We start from the raw sequence: 26019 nt of genomic DNA, 5'->3' as shown, positions 1-26019 counted from the left end.
AAGCGATCGAAACTATGCCAGATTCTCAATTTCTACGGGTTCTATCGCTTCGCTTAAAGCAAAGCCGAATACTTTGGCGTAAAAGTATAGTTCGCCATCGAGGGTGCGCTTGATGTTCTCTGCCTTGCGAAAACCATGTTGCTCGCCTTCAAAGGGAACGTAGGCAACGGGCAAACCCTTGGCTTTGAGGGCATCTACCATCATCTCAGCTTGATTGGGTGGCACGACCCGATCCTCTAGTCCTTGGAAGAAAATCACAGGACAGGACAGGCGATCGGTAAAATGAATCGGCGATCGCTGCCGGTACAAGTCCTGATATTCAGGATACGCACCAATTAAGCTATCCAGATAGCGAGACTCAAACTTATGGGTATCTGTTGCCAAAGCTTCTAAATCGCTGACGCCATAGTAACTTGCGCCAGCCTTAAATACATCTCGAAAGGTCAAAGCACATAGAGTTGTGTAGCCACCCGCACTGCCCCCAGCGATCGCCAGTCGATTCCAATCTACGAGACCTTTTTCTGCCAGATACTTAGCCCCATTGGCACAGTCATCAACATCCACCACTCCCCAGTTAAATTTGAGACGTTGGCGATAGGGTCTACCATAGCCCGTGCTGCCGCCATAATTGACATCGAGCACAGCAAACCCTCTACTCGTCCAGTACTGAATCTTTAAACTGAGCGTATCAGAGGTCGAGGCGGTTGGGCCGCCATGACTTTTGACAATCAAGGGTGGCTTTTCGCCATCAGGAGCTTGATAGTCAGGATTTTTGGGAGGATAAAAGAACCCATAGGCAGTCAGACCATTCTCCGTAGGAAACTCTACGGCTTCGGGAATAGAAATATAGCTTGCAGGAATGGATAGATCGGAAGAACAGCGTAATATTTTTGATTCCCCCGTACTTAAATCAATTTGCACGATCGCTGCCGCTTGCGTCGGCGAACCCGCAAGAAATGCCACTGTTTCTTTGTTCGCTTGCAGACCAGAAATTTGTGTATAGGGGATATCAAGGGGCTGGAGCGATTTACTGGAAAGATCCAGCGTTGCTAGATACCATCTACCCCTCTGGGTATAAGAGCAAATCAACTGCTCGGCACTGACAAACGCATAGGTAGACATTCCAAATACCCATTGCGGTAAGCCAAACTCTGCTTCCATAGGGCATAGAGGTTCAATCGCTCCCTCTTCAGACCAGCGATAGAGATTCCACCATCCCGTGCGATCGCTGACAAAGCACAGGGTTCCATCTGGTGACCACTCTGGCTGAAAAATAGACTCCTCTACACCACCTGCCACTAATTTAGGTGTGCTTGTAAAGGAATGTTTGCGTAGATTATTTTGTGAATAATTATTTGACGAACTATGATTCAGTGCATTCTGAAGTGAGTTATGATGCGCGCCAGTTGCCTTCCGATCCTCAGTTGGGATGATTTCAGCCACCCAAAGTTCTGTCCCATCCCAAGGCATATTGGGATGATTCCAACTCAGCCATGCCAATTGCTTGCCATCAGCACTCAGGCGCGGTGAAGCATAAAAATCTGCCCCTGAAGCCAATACCTGCACATCATCCCAATTTGTTAGGTTAATACTGACAAGCGTGTTAACAGGTTCTCCACCAGCGGTGTGATCTTCTTGGACGCAGATCAAACGTCCTCTAAAGCGATCGTAAATGCCATCCGCATAACGAAAAGCGGTCAAGGGGGTTAAGGGGGTGGGGATGCGATCGCCCGCAGCCTGATAATAGATGCGCTGATCGCTAAAATTGATGAAGTAAACACTGCCATTATGTACCCAAAACGAGCCACCCCCATATTCATGCACGCGGGCACGCACATTGAATGGGGCTGGGGTGACATCTGAAATATTGCCATCTGCGGTATAGCGCACAACTACATTTCGCCCTCCTTCTGAGGGACGTGCTTCCAACCAGTAAAGATCTTTGCCATCAAAGGCAACTTGCCCAAGCCCGACCGTGCCTGCCACGATTAAATCTGAAGTGATGGGCGATTTCCAAGAGCCATAGGAGGTCACAGTTGATTGCGTTGTTGTCATGCTTATCTAAATCTTCAGAATCTAGAATCAGTGTAAATGAAAGCCCTGCCAAAAAATTAATAAAAATTAATAAATTGCAGCAAACCTGCCTAAATTTGGATCGAAAGGGTGCGATCGTGGGTGTTTCTAGAGATGCATCGTGCCATCAGGCATGATCGTATCCGTTAGGTTTGCCATCGTTAAAACCGCCCCATTGAGGTTTGCCATCGTTAGGTTTGCTTTATTTAAGTTCGCACTTTCCAAGTTTGCCATACTGAAATCGGCACTGCCTGCATAGGTTCGCACTAGCTGAGCTTTAGAAAGATTCGCTTGTGTCAAAACTGCCATACTCAGATCGGCATCTAAAAAAGAAGCGTGACTGAGATTGCAGCGTACTAGCGTTGCTTTATTTAAATTTGCCTTGCATAAATACGCATTACTGAGATTCGCACCATTGAGGTTGGCTTTAGACAGATTGGCAACACTGAGAAAGGCATCGCTCAAATAGGTATCGCTTAGATCGGCACTACTAAGATTTGCCCCACTCAAAATAACACTGCCCAAATTGGCTTTACTGAGAATCGCTTCATCTAGGATTGCCTCGCTAAAATTTGCCATAATGCAACCTGCGACGCTTAAGTTTGCCTTTGACAATAGAGCATTGCTTAAATTGGCACGAGTTAGAAGTGCGCCTTTAAGGTTGACTCGAAACATTTGTGCACCGATTAAATTTGCTTGGGAGAGATTGGCTCCACTTAGATCGGCTCCTGCAAGATTAGTCCCTTGAAAGTTAGAGCCACTGAGATTGGTATTTTGAAAATTTTCACCACTTAGGTTGCAATTTCTGAAGTCAACATGGCTCAAATTAGCTGATTTCAATACCACACCCATAAATTGTGCTGACGCTAAACTCGTCCCGCTAAATAGGGCATCCTGTACGATCGCGCGATTGAATACTGTATTTGTCAGATTTGCGCCACTGAGATCGCTGCCAGTAAGGTTCGCTTGGCTCAGGTTAGCATTGCTTAAATTGGCTCTCGATAGGTTGGCATAGCTTAAATCGGCACGACTCAAATTTATATTGCTAAGATTTGCATCACTGAGATTGGCTTCTTTTAACTTAGCGTCGCTCAAGTCCGTTTTACTTAAATCGATCGCTACCGAAGGATTCTTTTCCCGCCAATTGTTCCAAACAGTGCCACCACCCTTGATTTGCCTGACATGTTTAAGGTCTGCCATAATAACAAACTATCTCCTATTCCCGCCCTAAGTTTATTCGGTTATTCAACATGAGCAGACTTGGGATGAAAGCCACATCCCTATTTGTAACTTATCTTTGATTTATCTCAAATTAAGGTTTTACTATATTCATTCTAGGAAAAAAGATAGTTTTGCGTAAGCCCTACTCGTGACAAAAGAATTGTGTCAAAATGTAAAGCGTGATAATTATTTCTGACCTCAGCGAAATTTCCCAACCAACAGCGATCGCTCTTGGCAACTTTGATGGCGTACATCTAGGACATCAGCATGTCATCGAGCCAGTTTTACCTAGCTCTCGTGCCAATTTATATCCAAAATTTCCCTTGGATTTACAAGTAGCACCCAATCTCTTAGAGCAGGATCTCATCAGCACGGTTGTTACGTTTAGTCCACATCCCCAAGAGTTTTTTAGCAGTACACCTCGCCTCCTTTTAACCCCGATCGCTGAGAAAGTCGAACAGCTTAAAGCTTTAGGAGTCGAGCAACTGGTTTTATTACCTTTTGACGCGGCTTTGGCAAAGCTGACAGCTCAAGAATTCATGCAGAAGATTTTGGTTGAGCGGCTCAACGTTCAGAAAATTAGTGTTGGGTTTAATTTTCGTTTTGGTTACAAACGGCAGGGCAGCATCGCAGATTTGCTAGATGTTTGGGGTAATCATCTAAATGTCGTACCCGAACAGACGATTTTACTTGATGGCAATCGTCTCGGCGGAACGCACCCTGAAAGGAGTCACACTACTCCCATTCGTATTAGCAGTTCTAATATTCGTACGGCTTTAGCACAGGGGGAAGTGGAACTGGCAAACACCTTACTCGGTCGTCCTTATCGCCTGATTGGAAAGGTCGTAGAAGGGAATCAACTCGGTCGTCAGTTGGGGTTTCCTACAGCAAACTTGCAACTCCATCCGCAAAAGTTACTGCCGAGAGATGGTGTTTATGCTGTGTATGTGGATGGAGTTCCCGATGGAATCGAGCCTTCCATGCAAGCACAAACTCTACCTCAGCCTGTACTTGGTGTCATGAATATTGGCGTTCGTCCTACAGTTTCAGGCGACCGCCTGCGCACGATCGAAGTTCACCTGCTCAACTGGAATGGCGATCTCTACGGCTGCAATTTGACTGTGCATTTACTCAAATTTGTCCGTCCCGAAAAGAAATTCACTTCCTTAGAGGAACTGAAAGCACAAATCGAAGCTGATTGCGATGTGGCGTTAAGTAAGTAGTTAGCCATAATTAATTACACAGGCTTGATAAGATTAGAACATAACTTTCTACGGTGGCAAACTAATGCAGTTAAACCGAGCGATTCATGAAGAGAGAAAGAGATTATTAAAGCGAATTTATCGGCAAAGTTCTCATCATCAAGTGCGGCAACATGCGCATTGTCTACTCTTATATGAAGAAGGATACAGCATTACTCAATTGCAATATTTCTTGCAATTGAGCCGCAAGACGATTTACAACTGGTTTAATGTTTGGGCGCAGAAAGAACTCATAATAGTTATTTCTGCGCTTCGATAAAATTTTATGTCTAATGATTTTCTTCCTAAGGGAATTGAGCAACTTACAGAAGCGACCTCGATCGCACTAGCAAAATCTCTTCAATTCCAAGGGGTTATAACTCCTCTTTGCCAAGCGGAGATTGCAACTGCTTTTATTCATCAAGGATCTATCGAACGAGGGGAGAATCTCTCCCCCATCATTTTTTTGCATGGGTTTGACAGTTCCGTTTTAGAGTGGAGAAGATTGCTTCCTTTACTAACTAGCGATCGCGAACTATGGGCGATCGATCTACTAGGCTTTGGCTTTACCGAAAGACCAATGGGATTATCCTTCAATCCTGAGGCGATTAAGGCGCACCTATATTCCACATGGAAAGCCCTAATCGCCAAGCCTGTAACCTTGGTGGGAGCCTCGATGGGAGGAGCCACTGCGATCGACTTTGCCCTAACCTATCCAGAAGTGGTAGAGAAACTTATTTTGATTGATAGTGCTGGATTCACGAGAAGCGCAACCGCAGGCAAGTTTCTGTTTTTCCCTCTAGACTATCTGGCAACACAGTTTCTGCGCAGTCCTAAGGTGCGTCAAAAGATTAGCGAAAAAGCCTACTACAATCCTAATTTTGCTTCACCTGATGCGCTTTGCTGTGCCGCATTACACTTAGATCGACCCAATTGGCAACAGGCATTGATTTCCTTCACCAAAAGTGGCGGCTATGCTTCTTTTAAAGATCGACTCGCCCAAATTCAACCACCCACCCTGATTTTATGGGGCGATCGCGATCGGATTCTGGGTACAAAAGATGCCGAAAATTTTCGGAGGGCAATTCCTCATAGCCAGCTAACTTGGATCGAAGCGAGCGGTCATGTCCCTCACCTCGAACAACCGCAGAGCACGGCAAAACATATTCGAGAATTTACTCGCTAATTTACTCGCTAAAAAGGCTAACAAATTCGCTCATCATTTTTAAGCTTGTGTAGTAGACTACACACACTCTAAGTACGCGTAGCAATTATCGAACAGCCTAAGTTGACTATGACTGCCCTATCGCCTAAGTCTAAAACACTCAAAAAATGTCAATCTGTCCTTGCGCCTCATGGCATTGGTTATCGAATGCGTTTGCTGACACAACTAACCAGTCGCAAATTTCAAGAGCAATTAGACACCCTTGAGATGGGTCTGACTCCGTTTCATTGGGTGGTTTTATGCTGCTTATGGCAAGAAGATGGGTTAGCGACTACAAGAATTGTGGAAAAGTTGCAGCAAGTGGGTGGAACGCTGACAGGGGTTCTGGATCGCATGGAAGAAAGAGGATTAATTTATCGCGAACGAGATATTAGCGATCGGCGGATCTGGAGAATTTGGTTGACAGATACAGGTAAACAGTTGCAAGAAGTGCTTCCACCCATGGTGTTACAGTTAGTCGAAGCAATCACCTTGGGAATGACGCAGAATGAGCGGGAACTTTTCTCTAAGCTCGTCGATAAAATGATTGCAAATCTCTCTTAAAACAATTCGATCTTGCCCAAAGCCTGTTCTAGCCAAATATTCTGAAAATCTTTTGCAGCGATCGCCCTGGGCTAGAGAACCAACTCAAAACCTTAGCGAATAGAGTTTGACGTTGCTTAGGATGTCGAAAGGGCGTTTCACCAGTAATCCCAGAAATTTCATACAGTGTATACTTGCCGCTCTTGCCAGCGATGTCTACTTGGTGAGAGCTATTGGCGATCGCGCGATCTTGGATCAAATTGTAAACTGCCTTAGATACAAGCAACGCTGTACCAGCTTTTTTGTTGGCTGACTCAATGCGACTGGCGAAATTGACTGTATCTCCGATCGCGGTCATGACTTTGTTATTAGATGCACCGACTTCACCGCAAACGACCCAACCATAGTGAATCCCAATACCAATTTTTAAGGGATGGTCAGCCAACACATCGATATGAGCGTTAAGGGATGCCATTGCCTCTAACATTTCTAAGCCCGCTCTAACAGCCATTTCAGCCGCTAGTTCTGGCTCTTCCGTCATAAACAAAGCCATTAACCCATCCCCCATATAACTGTTGATCGCGCCACCATGACGGTGAATTACTTTATCCATTCGGCTAAAGTAGCTGTTTAAGACGTAGATCACATCGTAGGGTAAAGTCGTTTCGGCGAATTTTGTGAAGCCTCGAATATCTGCAAAGAGAATAGCGATCTGCTTTTCTTCACCAATAGAACCTACGGAAAGTTGATTTTCAACCGTATCAACATCATCGCTGTCCAAGACCAAGCGGTGTACCTTAACATCCCCCACTACTTTTGTTTGGCAAGCTAGGCGAATATCGTTGGGAAATCCTAATTTGTTCGCTAATTCCGCTTCGAGTTCAGTTCTGGGGCAACAGTTTTCCTGCCCTTCAAGAATCCGAATGCGACAGGTCGTACAACGCGCATTTCCCCCACAGGCAAAGATATGGGGAATTCCAAAAGCAAGCGCAGCATATAAAACTGTGTCAGCCTTAGTTGCTTCAACAATCTGGTCATCAGGCAAACAATGAATTTCAGGCATATCCGTAGGCTTCTACATCCATGACTCAAATTGTAGTGAAGTAATTAGCGATTGAGGACAGAACTGCCTCACTTACACTTGCTACATTAAGCAAACTTACTTTATTTGAAATGGGCCGAGCTGGATTTGAACCAGCGTAGGCGTAGCCAGCGGATTTACAGTCCGCCCCCATTAACCACTCGGGCATCGACCCAAAATTTCACGGATTTCATCATAACACTCTACGTACCTTTTTAAAGATTTTTTCTGCGATCGAATTCTGGGGTAAAAATAATTCCCCACGATTAATGTTGGGGTAATGTCGGCAAAGACTTGAGATGACTTAAAAATTGCATCATTTCAGCAGCAGTCAACTGCTGTCTAGAGCGCTTATTAAACGTCTGTAGCAAATAATCTCGTCCTTGATTTTTTGTCCAACTCAATCGCTCCATTTCCACATCTATTTTGGAGATCGCATCCGACAGATCGACGGGCTCAGCCGTAAATTCTGGGATAGCCGCTGTTTTTGTGGGTTTAGGCTCTTCGTAGGTTGGTTCGCTGTTTGGGTAGTTGGGTTGATAGCTAGATGGGTAGCTGTCATGATCGGGATAGGTCGTGTCTTGATAGTTATTTTGGTAACTGGGTTGAAAATCAGATGGATAGCTAGACTGGGGGCTACTATTTGCCTGATTAGTTGCAAGCGCATTTACAGCCTGTTGGTTACCTGTAAAGCTAACGAATTCAGAATTTATAGATGAGCTGGGTAAAGCATTGATGTTTGTCGATTGACCGATTAGAGTTGCTTTCATACCATAATTGCCATCAAAGGTAATCCCTGCAATCATCAGTGCTCGTTTTATTGCCCGATCTTCGGCAACTTCGATATCTGTATCCGCCGCTGTAGCAGTGCCTAGGGTAATTTCACCATGGAGAATTGTGGCGCGAAAGACATGCAGACCATCGACTTTTGGTAACATCTTGGTCTTGATGCTGCCCTGAGGATATTGGGTGCGAAATTGGGCAAACATGATTTACAAATTACTTAGATAGTTAGGGAGGCGGTATGGATCTTGTAGCGATCGCATAGCAGCCATTAAATAAAGATGCTCAAGGTTCGTAACCTGGAATTTTTGTGAGATCGACCCGATCGATTTGGTATTCATGCAAATACTTTTCGGCATAGCGCAGATAAACCTTTTCATTGATAAATAAATCAAATAAATCGGGATCGATATGATTCTCTAGCTTCATTTTGCCTAAAATTTGCAAACATTCTGTTAGGGTCTTCGCTTCTTTATAGGGGCGATCGTCTGAACTTAATGCCTCAAAAATATCGGCGATTCCCATCATACGTGCTGGAACTGACATTTGCTCTCGCGTTAGTCCTTTAGGATAACCTTTCCCGTCCATGCGTTCGTGGTGCCCCCCGGCATACTCAGGTACGCGACGTAAATTTTTGGGATAGGGTAGTTTTGTCAGCATATTGATCGTAACCACAATATGGTCGTTGATAATCTGACGTTCTTCGGGTGTAAGCGTACCTCTAGAGATATTCAAGTTATAAACTTCGTTTTCGCTTAAGAAAGGGGCAAGTTTGCCCTCTGTGTCAACCCACTCATACTTGGCAATCTGCAATACGCGCTCTTTTAGCTCATCTCGCATAAACTCCCCACCAATGTTGCATTTTTGCAAGAAGGTGCGATCGCTATTTAATTGTTGGATTTTTTGCTGAAAATCTGCTTCCAAGCTAGGAACGACTTGAGGATTTCCGCTTTCTAAAGCCGCCAGTTTCTGATTGAGAAACTCGATCTCAGCATCTCGTTTCAGGACTTCAAACCTTGTATCAATCACATGGATACGGTCAAAAATGGTTTGCAGTTTTGTGGCTTTGTCGATGACATGGACTGGTGTTGTCACCTTGCCACAGTCATGCAGCAACCCTGCAATCTTTAATTCATAGAGTTCCTCTTCGGTCATAGAGAAATCTTTAAAGATGCCATAGTTGGCTTTGCAGACTGCCTCTGCAATCATCATAGTTAAGTCTGGCACGCGGCGACAATGCTTACCGTTATAGGGCGATTTAACGTCGATCGCCTCTGCCATCAGCTCAATAAATGACTCAAACAATTGGCGAAATTCTTGAATCAGGCGGTTATTACTGAGAGCGATCGCGGCCTGAGAGGCAAGAGACTCAGCTAAACTACGCGACTGCTCTGAAAATGGAATAATTTCACCCGTACGCGGATTCTTGGCATTAATTAACTGCAAAACCCCAATCAGCTCGCTTTCATGGTTTTGCATGGGAACAGTGATAAAAGATTGCGAGCGGTAACCCGTCTTGCGATCGAAAGCGCGAGTGCCTGAAAAATCAAATCCCTCAGCAACATAAGCATCAGGAATGTTAATTGTCTTATGGTTAAGTGCCGCATAGGCAGCTACCATATTGTTGTTGGGCTTCCCATCGCGATCGTAGAGTGGAAGCGGATCGAAGGGAATAGACACCCCTGTCGTGCCACCCATCATGATCTCTAAAGAATCATTGATAATAATCTCAAAAATCAGGTGCTGTTTATCTTCTGAGGCAAGGTAAAGTGTGCCACCATCCGCATTTAAAATACTCTTTGCTCCCTGCACAATCATCTCTAGTAAAGCAGGGGCATTTCTTTGCGAAGAAAGCGCAATCCCGATCGCATTTAATTTCTCAATCCGATCTAGAAAATCTTCATGTCCGTTGTTGTGATCCATCTTGCTGAGTTTTCTAAATTAATCGAGTTGCAGGCGGCAAATTAAATTAAGCAGATTTAGATTAACCAAATATAGCCCTTTTCAACCTAGTGGAATATAAACGGACAGATTGAAAATGAATAACAGCATCATAATCACAAAGACCCCATTTAAGCTAGTTCGGATTGGACTTTTTGATTAGTTTGTTTTTGTAGGGTTTTCCTTGGAGATTTTGTTACACAAGATGTTGCTGCACAAAGTGTTAAGCCCGATCTATCAGTTTGGATTCGGTTTGGTTGCAGCAGGCTTAAAATTGACCGTGGGCTTGGATCCTGTGGGTATAATTCTCCCTTGCCAACCGATCTCGTCGGTAATGCTACCCGTACCATAGCTGCCCGTAAATTCTTGGCAGTTTTCACTGAATGTAAAGACACCTTTACCTTGCTGCTGTGATTGTCCTTTCTCTGCATTTTCTTGCCAATCAAAGTTAAAGGTAGCACGATCCAAAGTGCCTGATATTTGTCCTTTAACTTTGCCCCGATTTAGATTGTAAAACTCATACCGACCGACAATTTCTGAATTCCCCTTCTCCTCAACAGCAAGATCTCCCCAATTTGTCTGCCAGTTGCCTGCTAGTTTTGACTGACAACTTGAAGCATGACTGTTTTTTGTGCTGGGTGAAGTCAGAATATTCATGCCAACAATCACAACCAAAACCAGTCCCCCAATCTCAGCCAGAAACAATAGCGAAGGTATAAATCGCGACCAACGCTTAGTCAAAGGCTCCTGTATCGTAGATGTTTGCCCCTCTGTAGCTAGTGTATCAGGGGCTGGAGCCTCAGGCGTAGCAGTCAATTGCTTAAATCTAGTGAATCGTAATTTCTGCATCATATAACTTAACAAAAAGGTTTATTGAAGTCTTCATACTGGCTTGTATTACTTTGATTTTGCTGGATTGTTACTAGCCCCGATCCCCTACCTAACAATCAAAAGTGTTTAGTACAAAGCTAAAGCAAATCTTGAACGCAAATTTTCAACACCAAAAACCCTTTACTAGCTTAATTGTAACAACAGCAAAGGTCACCATTTTGCCCCAATACGCGTTTTGAAGAATTGTCTGCTCTGTAAACTTCATGCTTGAAAGTCGAATGGAGTAGATAATTCATCGGTTTAGTATGCAGGGACACATGAATTGTCCCTGCGATTCTGATTGCTAGATTTCTTAAATGTTAAGAAATAACTAACCGCCATTTGCTTATAGACCCTTGCCCGCTGATAGCTTCTTACAACGATTTCCAGAATAATTTTGCCTGATAGCACAGGCAGCTAGGCACTTTCTTTATCAGGAGAGACGACATCAGGTATAACTTCTGTCTCGTTGAGCGACCAGCGGTAGGAGATGGGAATACCGTTATATTCACAAACTTCCTCAAACTGTTTTTGCAAAACCATTGCCTTTCGCAACATAATAATTGCTGATTGAATATGCTCTCTAGAAGCTTTAAGTGTAGGGGCTAGGTGTGGCTGCTTGCTCGCGTTATGAATTGCACCAAGCGTCTGACGCTCCAATAACTGAAGCAACAGTTCGTAGTGAATATGAGATGGAACAGGAAGTGACTCCACGGGTACCTCTATGATTATCGATAAATTATGTTTTTTGCGTTTGGTTTTGAGTTTGTCAATGTTGGTGTTTTTAACGCCTGCTTCATTCCCAGATAAATGATGGGCTTTGCCACAGAACGAGTCGAGCTAGCCAAAGAGTTACCTTTAGCTTTGCTTTAGCTTACGCACATAGAAGAACTGTTTCGTTTATTTTGCCTATTGTTTATTGTAGGTGAGCTATTCATTTCCGTCGCAAAAACTTTACTGACAATTTAGAATAAACAAATCTCTAATATTTTTGCGATCGCCGACTGCATACCTTATATTTCCTAAGGATTTTTGCATTCTCTTAAAGTTTTAGCTAAAATGTGCAACCTGATACAAACTACAATTATGTAGTAAGTTTAAGTGTGAAGATGCCCTATGATGCCTAAATTGTAATGGCAAGGCTTCACCAAACACGATCGAACCAGACCAAGGTTATCAAGCCAAGGTTACAGCCAGTATGAAAGCTGAAATTAATCAGCACTTATCTCAAAATCACGTAATGATAGCCAAAATCTTGCTGCCTTTGTTGCAGGTACTCATAAAGTTGCCAGCGATTCTAAATAACTTAAGAATGCTTATTCTGAAACCTTCAAATCACATTGGAATATATAGCAGATCTCCACGTGCTTTAATCTCAAAACTAGCTACCCTAATGCCATTTTCTGTAGGGAGGTATGCGTGGGATTGATTCAAGACCGTCCGCTTGTTGATGTTTTCCGTGAAATGAATGGCGGTATGTTTCCGCCCATGACGGAAACCTTTGAACGTGGCAAAACTATCTTTTTCCCTGGCGATCCTGCTGAGCGATTTTACTTTTTGGTAAAGGGAGCCGTTAAGCTATCGCGGGTTTACGAGGCGGGCGAAGAAATTACAGTAGCTTTACTCAGAGAGAATAGTGTATTTGGCGTACTCTCGCTAATTACAGGCAATCGCTCCGATCGCTTTTATCATGCGGTTGCTTTTACGCCTGTGGAGTTATTATCCGTACCGATCGAGCAGGTGGAGAAAGCTTTAAAAGAAGATCCCGAACTGCCCATGGTGCTATTGCGGGGGCTATCATCGCGCATTTTGCAAACTGAGATGATGATCGAGACTCTAGCCCATCGTGACATGGGTTCTCGGCTTGTCAGCTTTTTGTTGATTCTTTGTCGGGACTTTGGACTGCCCTCTGCGGAAGGTGTCACCATCGACTTGAAACTGTCTCACCAAGCGATCGCGGAAGCGATCGGTTCTACTCGCGTGACCGTAACTCGGCTCCTAGGAGATTTACGCAAACAAAAGCTAATTTCGATCTCAAAAAAGCGGATCACTGTACATAACCCTGTGGAATTAGGTCAGCAGTTTGCTTGAACTACCCCACACTTCGCAAACTGGCGGAATATTAATTCCCCGTACTCGCTATCGCCACAAACCGATCTGGATCGATCGTAAATAGCGTAGGGCGTTCTGCTGTTGGCTGTGTCATACCTGCAATAAAGTCTACCTGCCAGCGCTGAGCGAGCTGGGGTGGCAATGTCATAAACGTATCTTGAGAAAGTCTGAGGAGTCCAGGCTGAGAGTTACTGGGTAGGCACGCCATCATACCATCACCAGATTGGATTACGAAAAGAGATGGTTGCTCTGCAACAGCCGAACCGCCAAGCACTAGCGGAGCAGCAGGTTTGACAGGTTCTTTGCCAAACAACAATCTTCCCGCATCGACAATCGGAACGGATTTTCCTGCAAAAGTGACTTTGGGTAATATTTTATTCTCAAGGGGCAGGACGCGATAGATTGCGGTCACAGGCAACACAAACCAAGCAGCTCGCAGACGAAACGCAACATACTGTTGTGAAACCTGAGCTTGGCGGTCAGAAGCGCGGCGCGATCGCAAAGAGGAGAGTGCAGCCATAATAATTAGCTTTGAGAAGATGAACTAGATGAAACCGAAATCGTGAGTTGAGACAATGTGCGAAGCAGATCTTGTTCTTTAAAGGGCTTAGAAAAATAGCCAGATGCACCCAACCGCATCGCCAGATCGCGGTGCTTAGCGCCACTACGAGAGGTCAACATGATTACGGGGATATCTTTACTGGCATGGTGAGCGCGGGACTGGGCTAAGAAACCAAATCCATCTAACCTCGGCATCTCAATATCGCAAACTACAGCGCGGACATTGGTTCCAGCCTGTAGCTTTTCGATCGCCTCTTGACCATCCTTGGCTTGTTCGACCCGAAATCCTGCTTTTTCGAGGGTCATGGCAAGGAAGCGACGAACATTAATCGAGTCGTCAACGACCATCACGGTGGTGCGGCGATCGCGCTTGCCAAAAGACAGCGATTGAGTCTGCCTTGGCAGGGCGTCTGTAGAGAACGACCATTCCAGTAGTTTATCTAGATCGAGCAATGGTACGATCCGTCCACCACCCAAAACAGCACATCCAGAAAAGCCATCGGGTAAAGGGAGGTGTCCCTGTACCGTACGGGTTGTGACCTCTTGTTCGCCCCAGTAGCGATCGACTTGGAAGGCAAAGGGGATGTTATTAGGGGCTGTGACTAGGACGAGGGGCTCGTCAATAATGGGCGCGATTATGCTGTCGATCTGCTGTTGGGGGCGGGCAAAATTTAAGCGATCGCGCAGTCTTAAAAGCGGTACAGAGTAGCCTTCCCAATCAAATACTTCTTGCGTTTTGCCAGTAATAGTCTGAGGATTGGTAGTAATTTCTAGCGATCGGAGTAGTAGCATTTCCTCGATCGCACTGGTGGGAATTGCCATCATTAAGCCGCTGCTCTCAACCAAGAGTACGCGGGCGATCGACAGCGACATCGGGATAGTCAGGACAAATATGGTACCTTTCCCTAGTACGGACTCCACAATCACATTGCCACCCATCGATCGCAGATTGGAACGCACGATATCCATGCCCACGCCACGCCCTGAGAGTGTTGTGACGCGATCGGCGGTACTAAATCCAGGCTCAAAAATTAAATCGAATAGGTCGGAGTCACTGGCGCGATCGATTTCTGTTTGGCTCAATCCCATTTCCAAGGCTTTCGCTCGGACTTTGGTGAGATCGATGCCGCCACCATCATCGCCGATCGTAATTACGATCTGATTGCCACGGTAGCCTGCCGCGATTTCGATTTTGCCTTTGGGGGGCTTGCCGCGTTTAATACGGGTGTCGGGGTCTTCAATGCCGTGGTCGAAGGCATTGCGGACTAGGTGTAGTAATGGGGCTTCGAGGACTTCCAAGATCGAGCGCTCGACGAGGGTGGAACTCCCGCGCACGAACAGTTCTACTTGCTTGCCGTGTGCCAAGGATAATTCTCGTAACATGCGAGGAAATCGATTGAGAACGTCATCCAACAGACGCATGCGTACCTGAGCGATCGCTTTTTGCAGTTGAACGGCGGCGCGTCCCAGTTCGCGTTCTGTGCCTTCGGTATCGCCGAGAGCCGTGTCGATGTCACCAAAAACTTCTTGGAGTTGCACGATGCTGTCCATGATTTCGCGAGAGAGTAGATGCATTTCGCTATAGCGATCCATCTCAAGTACGTCAAATCGGGTGGCAAAGCTCGAAGAATCTTCACTTTCACTGTTCCTGAAACGCCTGCGCCGATCGCGCTCAGAAACTGCAACCAGTGGCTCATAGGAGGTGGCAACGCGATCGTAGGTCTCCCGTAGTTGGGTATTAGACTGCTCCAAGCCATTGACACGCAAGCCTAATAACTGCACTAGATCGCGCATTCTTTGCAGTTGCAAACGCATACTGCTGCGCTCGGCGTTAAGTCCGCCAATTTGATTGGTGAGGTTTTTGAGATATCTCACGGGAATTCGCACAGTGGCTTCATCGGAGTCATCGCCTATTGTGGTGGGTTCAGTGGGTAGCTGTGGTGCAAGTTGTGGTGACTGAACCTCAATTTCCTTGGCTTGATTGGGTATCGCTAAATTCTCTGACTGCTTAACCTCTAACTTCTCAACTTCAGCCTGTTTAGCTTCTGACTTCTCAACTTCTATTAGCGTTCGATCGCTCAGAGGGGATATGAAAAACTGAGATGGCAGGAGGGCAAATTGGCTAACCAATACCAAGGCTTGCGATCGCCGCCAAATATCTAAAGCCGCCACTGCCACTTCACGCAGATCGTGGGTATTGGCTTCAAGCGTCTCGGTAATTTCATTACAGAGCGAGACAAAAGGAGGTAGGTCTAGAATCTCGCCCAAACAGCCAAGTTCTTGGCTGGCGATCGCAAACTCTTCCCGCAGTACCTTCGTATCGGGATCGGCAATCACGCCTTCCAAGCGTTGCAGACAGGCATCTACCTCTGTCTCAAACATCAGGAGCCGCATATCCTGTCCTACTTCGGCAGAAAGTGCAGCAGTTTCATCTTGAGCGGACAGTTCACCAAGCAGTTCTTGCAGTCGCGCAAAGGTTGGCAAAGCATTTTCCTCTAACCAGATCGGTTCGATCTCGCTCTGTTGTTTATGTTTGACTGCCACCTGCCCCATCGTGTCGAGCGCTTTGAGAAAAAGTCCCTCCACTTCGCCAGTAATTAACTCAGTTTTACCGACGCGCAGAACTTTAAATGAGTCCTCTAGGCGATGGGCAATCTCGCTGAGCGACTCAAACCCCATCATCGCAGCGCCCCCTTTGACCGAGTGCGCTGCGCGTAGCACCTTATCGATTGACTGTCGTTGCAAGCCGCGATCGCTCATCCCGAGCACCTCCGCTTCGATCTCATTTAGATAGTCGCGGGCTTCGTCAAGAAATTGCAATCGAATTTTCCACTCTTGCGCATCTACCATAGTTGGTTATCCTAATCTAAGCGATTTTGCTATCCATTCCCTTTGCATGAGAACATTCCTGTTTCTATGCCTACTAAGAGCGTGTTTGAGAAGTTTTTACCCCCACTAGCTCCCCCTTCCGCGATGCGACTTCCCACAGGGTAGGGGGAGGATTTAAGTTCCCCCCCTTTTGCAAGGGGGGATTAAGGGGGGTAAAAGTAGAGATTTAGATGATACACCGTAGGCTAAGCGAAGGTCAGCGAGCGATGTCGAACTGAGTCGAAGCCTAGGCTTCAACCTTAAATGTTTCGACGGATGCTTGCAATTGGTTGGCAACGCTCACCGTGTCTTGTAGCGCGTCAGACACATCCCGCGAAGTTTGGGATGATTGATGCGACATCGTGGCGAGATTTTGCATTAATACTTTCACAGCCTCTGATGTCTGCACCTGAGACACGGTTGCCCCTGAGATACTTTGGAATAGCTCGTTGACCTGCCGCGATACTTCCACAATCTGTCCGAGACTCTTTCGCGCTGATTCTACCTGTTGCGTACCGGCCACTACCTGCTCGGTGCTGGCTTCCATTGCTTCTACCACCTCACTGGTTTCTTGTTGAATTGTGGCAACAATCCGTTCGATTTCCTTCGTAGCTGTGGCTGACTGTGTCGCCAAGGCACCCACTTCTTCGGCAACTACGGCAAAGCCTCTACCCTCTTCACCTGCTCTGGCTGCCTCAATACTGGCATTCACGGCGAGCATGTTGGTCTTGAGCGCAATCTGATCGATTAGCACGACCACTTTGGAAATCTGTTGTGAAGCTTCACCCAGTCGTTTCACCTTTTTCGCTGTTTCTGCCACGGTTTGCCGCAGTTGCAAGATACTTTCTGCCGATCTCTCGATCGCCTGACTACCTGATTCTGCCGTATTTGCTGCCGTACTTGAAGCATCGGATGCCTGTTTGGCATTGCGTGCCACGTCTTGAATCGATACGGTCATCTTTTCTACGGATTGCAGCGCATCATCGAGTTGTTGGGCTTGGAGCATTGCGCTTTCAGCCAGACCCCGAATCGCCACATCATTGGAACCGATCGAGGTATTCACTTTAGCTGTCGTCTGTTTTACCTGCGTTACAACATCCCGCAGGTTTTCGATAATTGCGTTAAAAAAGTCAGCAACAATCCCAATTTCATCATCGCTGATCTGAGCGCGAACCGTTAGATCTCCACTGGCAGCGCCTTCAACTTCGTTGAGTAGGCTGAAAAGGTCAGACTGAATCTTTTGACTGCGTTGTTTTTCTAACTCGGTTACAGCCTTTTGCTCCAAAAGACCCAAGCCGCCTAGGGCTTGCCCAATACTGAATGCCTTTTGCTTGAGAAGTTCGATTTCTGCCTCTTGCCATTGATGTAGGTTGTTACAGTGATGGGCAATTAATAACGCAGTTAGCTCACCCGCACGAAAAATTGGAACGACAAGATTGGACTTAATTCGCAATCGCTGCATCAACGCCAAATGATCGGGATGGAAGCCCGCATTATGGACATCATTGTTCGCGACAATCCGTCCTTTTTGATAGGCCTCGATTAATACTTGACCGATGCAAGGGTCGTTAAATTCTTCTGCTTTGGCACTGGGTAAACCTGGAATCGACGATTCGGCATTGATTTCACCCGACCAATCGGGCTTGAACTGATAAACGACCAATCGATCGCAATTTAGCTCTGCCCTAATTTCTGCCAAAAGCTGCTCAAAAGGCTCTACCAGCCCCATAATATCCCGCATTCTAGAAATCGTTGCCAAAATCCCTAGCTGTCTTGCTTCTCTCGTTTGCTGTTCTAACTGATTGGTTTGTTGCCCGACTAGATTAAAGAAAGAACTGGACAGGCGATCGATTTCATCGCTGTTTTTTGTCAAGTCATTCGCGATATCGTCCGTGGCAGCCATTTTGTTACATTCATCCAAAATTGGTTGCAGCCGCTTGTTGAGATTTCGGACAAAGAGTAACACAATAATTGCTAACAAAAGCGTCACACCAAGGGCACTGCTTAAGGTTGTGATCAGCACGGGTGTGTAAATGACCGACTCTGGAATGATCGCCAGAAAGAGCCAGTTTGTACTGGGCAACCGCTTGTAATAGATCAGATTGCCTCCAGATCGAATGGAACCTTCTTTCCCTTGTTTTAGTTGTGATTCGATCGCGGCAAATTCGGGGATCTGCTTGAAATCGACCCGCTCGATCGCTTTTTGGAGATCGGGTGGGTATGCCAACATCTTGCCTTCCTCGCTAATTAAGGCAAAGTAACCTCTGTCTTGGTAAACCTTATCGTTGGTAAGACCCTCTGCGATCGTAGTGACGTTCACATCTGTACCAACCACTGCAATCAGTTTACCTTCGTCGTTCCTTACAGGTGAGAGGTAGGTTGTCATGGTTACGCCATACCATGGATAGGTTTCCGTCCAGAGTGATTTGTTTGCGGCAACGGGCTGTTTGTAATAGTTTTGGGTGGGGTAATTATCATCCTTGAAAAGCTCTGAATAAAAGACTTTATCAAAGGGTGCAGGAAGTCGAGTCCCTTGTTGTTCTTTTTTCCCCTGATCGACATAGTAGTACGGCCAAAACCATTCCTGCTTTGGCAAAATACCATAGGGAGTCTGACCAATACCAGCCGCCATCGCTAGGGCAGGACGCTTATTGAAAAACTCAAACACTAAAGCCTTGTAAGCCTCTAGTCTTCTCTCACCATTTCTGTAGGTAAAACGGCTGGAGGCGGCTAAACTTTCAGTAAACTCTTTGACTTGGTTAAGTTGGATTTCCACCTCAAAGGCTTGGATATCAAGGGATGTTTTCACATCATTTACGGCGGCTTTCTCAATTCTCTGATAAAAAAGTATCGATATGCCGCCAATTCCAACCAGAGCGCCACTAAGAACCCAAACAAACAGACGAGAACCAAGAGACTTACGGCTAATCACATTTCTTTTGTTTGCTCTAAAATCACGAGGGACTGGGGTAGGGCTCGGATCTGATAGATTTGCCGTATGGTTACTGGCTCCATTCAGGTTTGAAGTTTGAGGATTAGATTCTCTCTGTTTCGTAGATGACATAGCTTCTCTCCCTTTAAGTTAATGAATTAAGCAAGTAATGAATTAAGCGAATAAATCAGATTTTTGCAAGTTCTAAAATTGTGTAGATAGAGACATAATCTTTTCTGCATTAAGTACCCATAGATTTCCTTGGAATCTACTTACGCAACCCTCCAAATAGGGTATCAAACTAGGATCGGCAATTCCATCGGGTGAGGAAATCTCTTCTAAGGTCAGTCGGATCACATCTTTTACTGCCTCCACAGCAATTCCTAACGGCTCTCCATCCGCCGATCTCAAGACTGCAATCTGATACTCACGCGAACTCGGTTCCAATAGCCCCAAACCAAACAAATGAGGTAGATCGATTACCCAAAACACCATACTGCGATGGGCAATTAAACCCAAGACATGGGCGGGCATATTAGGGAGTAAAGTCAGGCGATCTCTGGGGGCGATAAATGTTTCCTGCACCTGAGCCAAGGCGATCGCCACTGCAAACTTTGGCTCCAATTGCAAGGCTAAATAGGGCAGTCCCTCTACCTCTAAAATCCGTTTTTCAGTTAATTCGATTACTTGGTTTGCCATCTACTCTTCTCCCGTTAGCGATCGCACGGCTTTCAATAATTCCTCTCGCTTAAAAGGTTTGGTGAGATAGATATTAATACCCTGCTTCAATCCCCACATTCGGTCTAGATCTGTGTTTTTTGAAGTACAGGCAATCACGGGCACTTTTTGTTCGCTCTTTTTAATGGCTCGGCACAATTCCAGTCCGCTCATGCCAGGCATCACTAAATCGGTAACCACAACTTGGGGCTTCAACTGCTCAAATTTTTGCAAGCCTTCTTGACCATCCACGGCACTGATCACCTCATAACCAGCTTCGCGTAGATAAGAACTGACTAATTCCCGTGCTGAAGGTATATCATCAACCACCATCACTGTTATCATCTTTTTACCTTCTTGCTAATTAGCGATATTTGCTCGATTTACCCAAAAATCTATATAACAGAACGAACTGCCCGTAGGATATCTTCTCGCGTAAAGGGCTTAGTGATATAAACGTTAATCCCCTGTTTCATCCCCCACAATCGATCTAGCTCTTGATTTTTAGATGTACAGGCAACAACGGGCACATCCTTTGTGGCAGGATTTTTCTTGAGATTCCGACAGAGTTCCAGTCCGCTCATATCGGGCATTACCAGATCGGTTAGCACTACATCTAGATTTTTACCTGCAATTTTTTTGAGAGCCTCCTGACCATTATTTGCAGCGATCACTGTGAACCCAGCTTCGATCAGATAGCTCACAATTAGCTCTTGCTGAGAAGGCGTATCTTCAACTACGAGAACGGTTGTCATAATGATTCGATCCTTAATTTCTGGCTTGTGAATTTTTAACGAGTTGCCTAAATTAGTTTTCTATATTAAATGTCGCATGACCATGTTGAGCAGATCGGCGCGGGTAAAAGGTTTGGTAAGATAGTCCGTCGCCCCTGCCATCCTTGCTCTAGCGCGATCGAGCAAGCCTTTATGCCCAGTTACCATCACCACAGGTGTTTCCTTAAAGATATGCGTTTTGCGAATCAGCGTACAAAGTTGATAGCCATCAACATTGGGCATGCCAACATCGAGCAAGATCAAGTCTGGACGAATAGAAGCTAATTTCATCAATGCTTTGAGAGAGTCATTAATCAAGGAGACCTCATATTCTTCGCCATCGAGCAAACGTTCGATCTCATTTAACATTGCTTGGCTATCATCCACACAGGCAATCTTCCAAGTTTTCGCCTTTTCCTTAATTAAGGATTGGGTCATGCTGTCAAAATCTCGATCTTGATTTATGTTATTGGCTTCTACTACCTCCTCCACAAAAGTTTCTGCTTTCTTTTCTGGAGCTAAATGATAGAAGCGCGGCAGCAGATCGAAAGGTGAGACAGGGTCTCGGAGCAAAACTGCGCCATCGCGAACCAATGGCAACAACTGCTTAGCAACGGCTAGATCGTCTCTGCCTAGCATGGCTCCTAATTGCCGCAGATTAAATCCTTTGAGCATTCGCCCCAACCTTTGGACGGTATCGGCGGGCATTCGCTTTTCTGCGATGGTTTGGCTAACTAGATAGGGGCATTGATAGGGTGAAAACAGGGTTGGCCCCATCTCTTGCCAAGATTGCAAACGCTTGCTCACTAAATCGAGTACGTTATTCAAGTCAAAGGAAGAGCTAATACCTGGTAGCGATCGCCTGTCGCGTTCGATCGAAAAATCACCTTCTGGAAGAGATAGGAATATCTCTAGAGATTCCTGCATCATCCTTACTAGAGCTTGAATTGCAAAGGATTTAGATAGTTGCTGCTCGCTAACTAACCAGTTCAGAGCCACGTATTCGACTGGAACCTCAGCATTCTCCGTTTCATCAAACATCAAGCGCAGTTGCGATCGCAGTTTTTCATTTAACGTCGGAACTTCTCGACTCAGTCGCCGCAGTTGCCTTTCTAGTCTTTCAAAATTCTCCAGATAATTTGTGGCATACAGCAATTTACCCTGAGCAAAATAAAATGACCACTTCAAGCGATCGCGCGTAAATGAGATACAACTTTCATCCGCAAGGGCTGCTTGTTGTAAGTATTTCTTAGAAGATTGATGCATATCTTCCTTTACATCAGTAAGTATCATTCCAAATTTTTCTAAATCAGAGACTTAGTCCTCTAAAAAAATTGGCTTCCAACAATAAATTTGGATCTCCTAGGGCAAATAATTTATAGCGTTGGCACAATGAACCTTAAGGCTTTTAGACCTATCAGAATTACGCTTTAAATGTTTCAGACTTACAAAACCTTAAGATCTAGAGTTTTTGAAAAACTTCAGATTTACCTGACTTTATATAGGGTACATAGCAATCCAATTAGATTTGTGGGTAGGGGCAATTCATGAATTGCCCCTACGATTCTGTTTAGATTCCTAAGCACAATAAATTTTTAACTAATTAAAGCATAATAAATTTATTCAAAAGAAATTTTTAAATAATTAGATTTTCTTATTTATACCAGTTTAAAAATTCTATTGCACAGGTGTTTAACCTGCTCGTCGAATGAAGCACAAAGCCCAAACTGTGGTTACAGCGATCCTCGATCGCTGGGAAAGTAGTAGGGATTTCCATACTGGGCATTAATGCTAGAAATGTTATTTATTTTTCTGTAACCCAGTGGGTGAGAGCATAAACAAAATCTCATTGCGATCGCGATCTTGCCATGTTGTAGGCGAAAAAAGAGCTGATAGAACAGGCTTCGGCTGTCCCCATTTGAGCGTCAGAGTCTGCAAAACTCGATCTTGCAAGCGATGGAAAAAGTCAATTTCTCCTTCGCCTCGATTGATAATGGCAAACCAGATGGGGCCGCGATCGCGAGTTTGAATCACCCCTGCAAGCGTACTGACATCCGAGAGCGTACCTGTCTTGACTAGAGAGCCTGCTGGTAGATTTCTACTGTCAATTGTGCCGCAGTGACAATCGCTGATGGGCAATAAATCTGCTAGGGTTAACCCTTCCAGTTGGGCTTTTTTTTGCACGGCGATCAAAATTGCTACGGTCGCATGGGGTGAGATTTGGTTTTGCTGCCCCAGACCCGACCCATTAATCAAGTAGATCTCTTGCGGTGAAATCCCCGTACTGTCTATTACGGCTTGCATCACGGCTCTACTACCTCCCAACTCAGAGGCAAGCATTTCCGCCATCTCATTATTGCTGAAGGTATTCATACGCTTCAGAATTTGCCACAGGGGTAAGGAACTATGGCGAATTAGGGGCTGAAGGTTCGTCAAATTTGGACTCAAGCTAGGCAACACCCGAATCTCCCCAGAAATGACGACTTGGGGCTTTGCCGTACCACCGGGCATGGTGCGGTATTGGGCAGCCACCTCATCTGACCAAGTTCCTGCATCCATCGCTTGCTTGAACAGGGCTGCCGAGGTTTGTGGATTTTGCTCGAAGTTCATATAGAACTTGCCCGTCACCACCAAATTTCCTTGGATGCGGCGAATTCCCATTTGATTGAGGGCATTGCCTAGGGCGATCGCTTCTTCCCAAACAAAGAATGGATCGCCGCTACCTTGAACGATCAAATCTCCTTGTAGCGTATTTCCAACAATTTGACCTGTCGTACTAACTGTTGTGACAAACCGATAATTCGAGCCCCAAGTTTGCAAAGCCGCTAAGGTGGTGGCAGTTTTGGTGAGTGAGGCAACGGGTAAAGGCTGCGTGCCAAGACGACTGGTCAGCAATTCGCCATCATGGGTCTGCAACCAAACACCTTGCTGTGATTCTGCGTAACCAGATTGCTTGAGCGTCGAAATTAGGGTTTGTACTGCTCGCTCAGCAACGGGGTCAGTTTGCGGCGTGACTTTAGAGGCAAGCACAGGCGCTTCGGTCAGTCCAATCAGCGATCGCGGTACTGTCGAGATCGGTCTACCATCCAACAATTGCACTGAGATAGAGAGCAAAACGATTCCAACTAAATTCCACATACGATCGGTGTTTTTAGGTGAGGTTCTTTATTGATCGAGAAGTATCATAACTTGGACTTTTAGCTTTTGGGAACGATAAAATGCGCCCATACATCGCCATCTGCCCCACACATATCCTGCATATAGGCAAAGGAATAATTCAGGGAAGCCCCCTCAGTTTGGGTATAGCCAGAGAGCGCGTCTCCGTAAGGATCGTTAACAATATATCCTTTGGTATCGTAGCCGATCGTACAGATAATGTGACCGCCATGGGTGAAATAGCCACCGATCACTACAGGACGATTGGCACTAATTTCGGCTGTGATTTGCGCCCAACTGCGGCTCGTGCTAAACCCACCACCAAAGCCATAGGCCTTGTATAACTGGGCAAGGACGCTATTGTCGGTACGGGCATTTGCCCCATAGCGATCGACGATCCATTGATAGAGTTCGTCCTCTAGTTGTCCACCCGATCGCGATCGAATGCCGTGGTAGTAAAGCACCATGGCGATCGAAGTGACATTGCAGGTCACATAGGGATCGCGAGGATTATCCCGTTGAGAGAAATAGGGCACAGATAAAACTTTGCGCTCGGGTGTAATTTCAATGGGCTTGTTTCCCTGCATGAGCGTGACATGGGGGGCAAACACAAATCCCTGCGTGCCCACTGGGGCAATCTTTTCATTGAGCGTGACTTGAAAATGCGTACCCGCCAAGCTGTAACGGTCTAAACCGTAGATTTGCGCCACCGTTAAATTGGCTTTTTCATTCGTGCCGAGTTGGCTTGAGTCGATCGCCCTTGCTTTAAAAAACGTATTTTGCTTGACGGTCATGGTTTTCATGTCAGGGTCAAATGCCATCACCTTGCCGTCTTTGCTCAGGCTGACATGCTGCCAATATAAAAAGCCTACGGTTCCTACGGGTGCGATCGGGTTGGCTAGTTTCACCCGAAAATGTCCGTTAATGGCAGCATAACCAAGAATGGGATAGGTTGCCCCCGTTTGGAGCATAATCTTGCGATCGTCTTTGAGATCGGAGGCATTCTCTGGGCTGGCTTTAAAAAACGTAGCCGTTTTAATCGTCAGAATCATTCCTTTAGCCGTGATATCCGTGACAACTTCTGGCTTGCTTAAAGGAATTGAGTTGTTGAGCTTACTAATATCGACATGGGGGGCAAAGAAATAGCCCACTTTCCCTAACGGAGGGATTGGGGTAGTCAGCGTCACCTTGACATGGTTATTCTCAAGGGTATAGTTTCCATCTAATAGGAAACTGGAACCTGCTTTGACTTCACTTTTTTGACTAAATCCCAAACTTCCCGATGCGGCGGTAGAGGCTTTAAATACGGTGTCTTGCTTGGTCGTTAAGGTAATCGGCGATCGGATATCGACATGGGGTGCATAGAAATAGCCAAAATTCCCAACAGGCGGAATGGCTGTAGGAAGAGTGACTTTAATATGTCCATCCACCAAACCATAACGGGAAAGTGCGATTGTCTGTCCTGCCTTTACCAGTACTTTGGCATCGATCGGTAGGGTGCTAGAGTCCGCAGGGGAGGCTTTAAAAAGCGTGTCTTGCTTGACCACCAATACGATCGCAGGGGGCTTGACCTGAATGCTCAAAACTTGACTGCTGAGCACGCGATCGCTGGCATCTAGCCCGATGATGCGGAGATTGGTGCTACCGAATGTCGAAAAGCCATTGAGCGATTTAGCCCGCCATATCCCTTTGGTATAATCAATTTCGACGGATAGCACCGAATTATCTGTGAGTAAAACCCTCAGCTTGGCAATTTTGGTTAGATCGACTTTGCCACCAATCGTAAACGGTGTATTGACATAGACTTCGGTCAGAGATTGGTCAATGGTGACTATCTTGTTCGCTTGAGCATCCAGTGTCGGAGTTTTAGAAGTTGAGTTCGTCATAGCGACTGCAATGGCTTCATGGTTTGCTGCCAATCATGATGGCATAGATTGAACTGA

At 45.7% G+C, this 26019-nt stretch carries 21 protein-coding genes and 1 tRNA gene; 5 read left to right on the top strand and 17 right to left on the bottom strand.

Going from position 1 to position 26019, the window contains the following annotated elements:
• Positions 1 to 12: 12 nt before the first annotated feature.
• Together ACP2WE_RS12775 and ACP2WE_RS12770 are read right to left on the bottom strand one after the other, a co-directional pair.
• The gene (locus tag ACP2WE_RS12775) at positions 13 to 2055 is read right to left on the bottom strand and encodes a S9 family peptidase (protein WP_425215937.1); all 2043 of its coding nucleotides are present in this window, start codon (positions 2053 to 2055) and stop codon (positions 13 to 15) included.
• A 126-nt stretch (positions 2056 to 2181) separates the two neighbouring features.
• The gene (locus tag ACP2WE_RS12770; RefSeq protein WP_425215936.1) at positions 2182 to 3273 is read right to left on the bottom strand and encodes a pentapeptide repeat-containing protein; all 1092 of its coding nucleotides are present in this window, start codon (positions 3271 to 3273) and stop codon (positions 2182 to 2184) included.
• A gap of 200 nt (positions 3274 to 3473) precedes the next feature.
• Here ACP2WE_RS12770 and ACP2WE_RS12765 point away from each other — a divergent pair, with 200 nt between their 5' ends.
• The 4 genes from ACP2WE_RS12765 to ACP2WE_RS12750 all read left to right on the top strand — a co-directional run bounded on the left by ACP2WE_RS12765 (position 3474) and on the right by ACP2WE_RS12750 (position 6303).
• On the top strand, positions 3474 to 4517 hold the full coding sequence (locus ACP2WE_RS12765) for a bifunctional riboflavin kinase/FAD synthetase (protein ID WP_425215935.1): 1044 nt from the start codon (positions 3474 to 3476) through the stop codon (positions 4515 to 4517).
• A 64-nt stretch (positions 4518 to 4581) separates the two neighbouring features.
• A complete protein-coding gene (locus ACP2WE_RS12760) occupies positions 4582 to 4815 on the top strand; it encodes a helix-turn-helix domain-containing protein (RefSeq protein ID WP_425215934.1) in 234 nt (77 codons plus the stop codon).
• Positions 4816 to 4821: 6 nt separating this feature from the next.
• Positions 4822 to 5721, top strand: coding sequence for an alpha/beta fold hydrolase (locus tag ACP2WE_RS12755; RefSeq protein ID WP_425215933.1), 900 nt, complete (start codon positions 4822 to 4824; stop codon positions 5719 to 5721).
• A 108-nt stretch (positions 5722 to 5829) separates the two neighbouring features.
• A complete protein-coding gene (locus ACP2WE_RS12750; protein WP_425215932.1) occupies positions 5830 to 6303 on the top strand; it encodes a MarR family winged helix-turn-helix transcriptional regulator in 474 nt (157 codons plus the stop codon).
• Positions 6304 to 6331: 28 nt separating this feature from the next.
• Here the strand turns inward: ACP2WE_RS12750 and ACP2WE_RS12745 are convergent, their stop codons facing one another.
• From ACP2WE_RS12745 to ACP2WE_RS12720, 6 genes are all read right to left on the bottom strand, one after another.
• On the bottom strand, positions 6332 to 7345 hold the full coding sequence (locus ACP2WE_RS12745; RefSeq protein ID WP_425215931.1) for an adenylate/guanylate cyclase domain-containing protein: 1014 nt from the start codon (positions 7343 to 7345) through the stop codon (positions 6332 to 6334).
• 111 nt (positions 7346 to 7456) lie between these two features.
• A tRNA-Tyr gene (locus tag ACP2WE_RS12740) sits at positions 7457 to 7538 on the bottom strand.
• Between the two features lie 91 nt (positions 7539 to 7629).
• Positions 7630 to 8352 carry a slr1353 family protein gene (locus ACP2WE_RS12735; RefSeq protein ID WP_425215930.1) on the bottom strand — a complete coding sequence of 241 codons (723 nt, stop codon included), beginning with the start codon at positions 8350 to 8352 and terminating at the stop codon, positions 7630 to 7632.
• Between the two features lie 79 nt (positions 8353 to 8431).
• The gene (locus ACP2WE_RS12730; protein ID WP_425215929.1) at positions 8432 to 10069 is read right to left on the bottom strand and encodes an HD domain-containing phosphohydrolase; all 1638 of its coding nucleotides are present in this window, start codon (positions 10067 to 10069) and stop codon (positions 8432 to 8434) included.
• Positions 10070 to 10324: 255 nt separating this feature from the next.
• Positions 10325 to 10939, bottom strand: a complete 615-nt coding sequence (locus ACP2WE_RS12725; protein WP_425215928.1) for a hypothetical protein — start codon at positions 10937 to 10939, stop codon at positions 10325 to 10327.
• 435 nt (positions 10940 to 11374) lie between these two features.
• A complete protein-coding gene (locus ACP2WE_RS12720; protein WP_425215927.1) occupies positions 11375 to 11671 on the bottom strand; it encodes a DUF5340 family protein in 297 nt (98 codons plus the stop codon).
• 705 nt (positions 11672 to 12376) lie between these two features.
• Here ACP2WE_RS12720 and ntcA point away from each other — a divergent pair.
• Complete coding sequence (gene ntcA, locus ACP2WE_RS12715; RefSeq protein ID WP_425215926.1) at positions 12377 to 13048, top strand: global nitrogen regulator NtcA; 672 nt, start codon at positions 12377 to 12379, stop codon at positions 13046 to 13048.
• Between the two features lie 31 nt (positions 13049 to 13079).
• Here ntcA and ACP2WE_RS12710 read toward each other — a convergent pair whose 3' ends face one another.
• The 9 genes from ACP2WE_RS12710 to ACP2WE_RS12670 all read right to left on the bottom strand — a co-directional run bounded on the left by ACP2WE_RS12710 (position 13080) and on the right by ACP2WE_RS12670 (position 25962).
• Positions 13080 to 13589: a chemotaxis protein CheW gene (locus ACP2WE_RS12710; protein WP_425215925.1), complete on the bottom strand. Its 510-nt coding sequence runs from the start codon at positions 13587 to 13589 to the stop codon at positions 13080 to 13082.
• A 5-nt stretch (positions 13590 to 13594) separates the two neighbouring features.
• On the bottom strand, positions 13595 to 16480 hold the full coding sequence (locus ACP2WE_RS12705; protein WP_425215924.1) for a hybrid sensor histidine kinase/response regulator: 2886 nt from the start codon (positions 16478 to 16480) through the stop codon (positions 13595 to 13597).
• Positions 16481 to 16745: 265 nt separating this feature from the next.
• Complete coding sequence (locus tag ACP2WE_RS12700; RefSeq protein ID WP_425215923.1) at positions 16746 to 19562, bottom strand: methyl-accepting chemotaxis protein; 2817 nt, start codon at positions 19560 to 19562, stop codon at positions 16746 to 16748.
• Between the two features lie 72 nt (positions 19563 to 19634).
• On the bottom strand, positions 19635 to 20129 hold the full coding sequence (locus ACP2WE_RS12695) for a chemotaxis protein CheW (RefSeq protein WP_425215922.1): 495 nt from the start codon (positions 20127 to 20129) through the stop codon (positions 19635 to 19637).
• The gene (locus tag ACP2WE_RS12690) at positions 20130 to 20492 is read right to left on the bottom strand and encodes a response regulator transcription factor (protein ID WP_425215921.1); all 363 of its coding nucleotides are present in this window, start codon (positions 20490 to 20492) and stop codon (positions 20130 to 20132) included.
• 50 nt (positions 20493 to 20542) lie between these two features.
• Positions 20543 to 20902, bottom strand: coding sequence for a response regulator (locus ACP2WE_RS12685; RefSeq protein WP_425215920.1), 360 nt, complete (start codon positions 20900 to 20902; stop codon positions 20543 to 20545).
• A gap of 60 nt (positions 20903 to 20962) precedes the next feature.
• Complete coding sequence (locus ACP2WE_RS12680; RefSeq protein WP_425215919.1) at positions 20963 to 22213, bottom strand: response regulator; 1251 nt, start codon at positions 22211 to 22213, stop codon at positions 20963 to 20965.
• A gap of 507 nt (positions 22214 to 22720) precedes the next feature.
• A complete protein-coding gene (locus tag ACP2WE_RS12675; protein WP_425215918.1) occupies positions 22721 to 24058 on the bottom strand; it encodes a D-alanyl-D-alanine carboxypeptidase in 1338 nt (445 codons plus the stop codon).
• A gap of 59 nt (positions 24059 to 24117) precedes the next feature.
• Positions 24118 to 25962: a C39 family peptidase gene (locus tag ACP2WE_RS12670; protein WP_425215917.1), complete on the bottom strand. Its 1845-nt coding sequence runs from the start codon at positions 25960 to 25962 to the stop codon at positions 24118 to 24120.
• Positions 25963 to 26019: the final 57 nt, after the last annotated feature.

Source organism: Tumidithrix helvetica PCC 7403, assembly GCF_965232925.1.
Lineage (GTDB): Bacteria > Cyanobacteriota > Cyanobacteriia > Pseudanabaenales > Pseudanabaenaceae > Tumidithrix > Tumidithrix helvetica.
The sequence above is the reverse complement of the archived record's forward strand: the minus strand, read 5'-3'. Positions and strand labels throughout refer to the sequence as shown.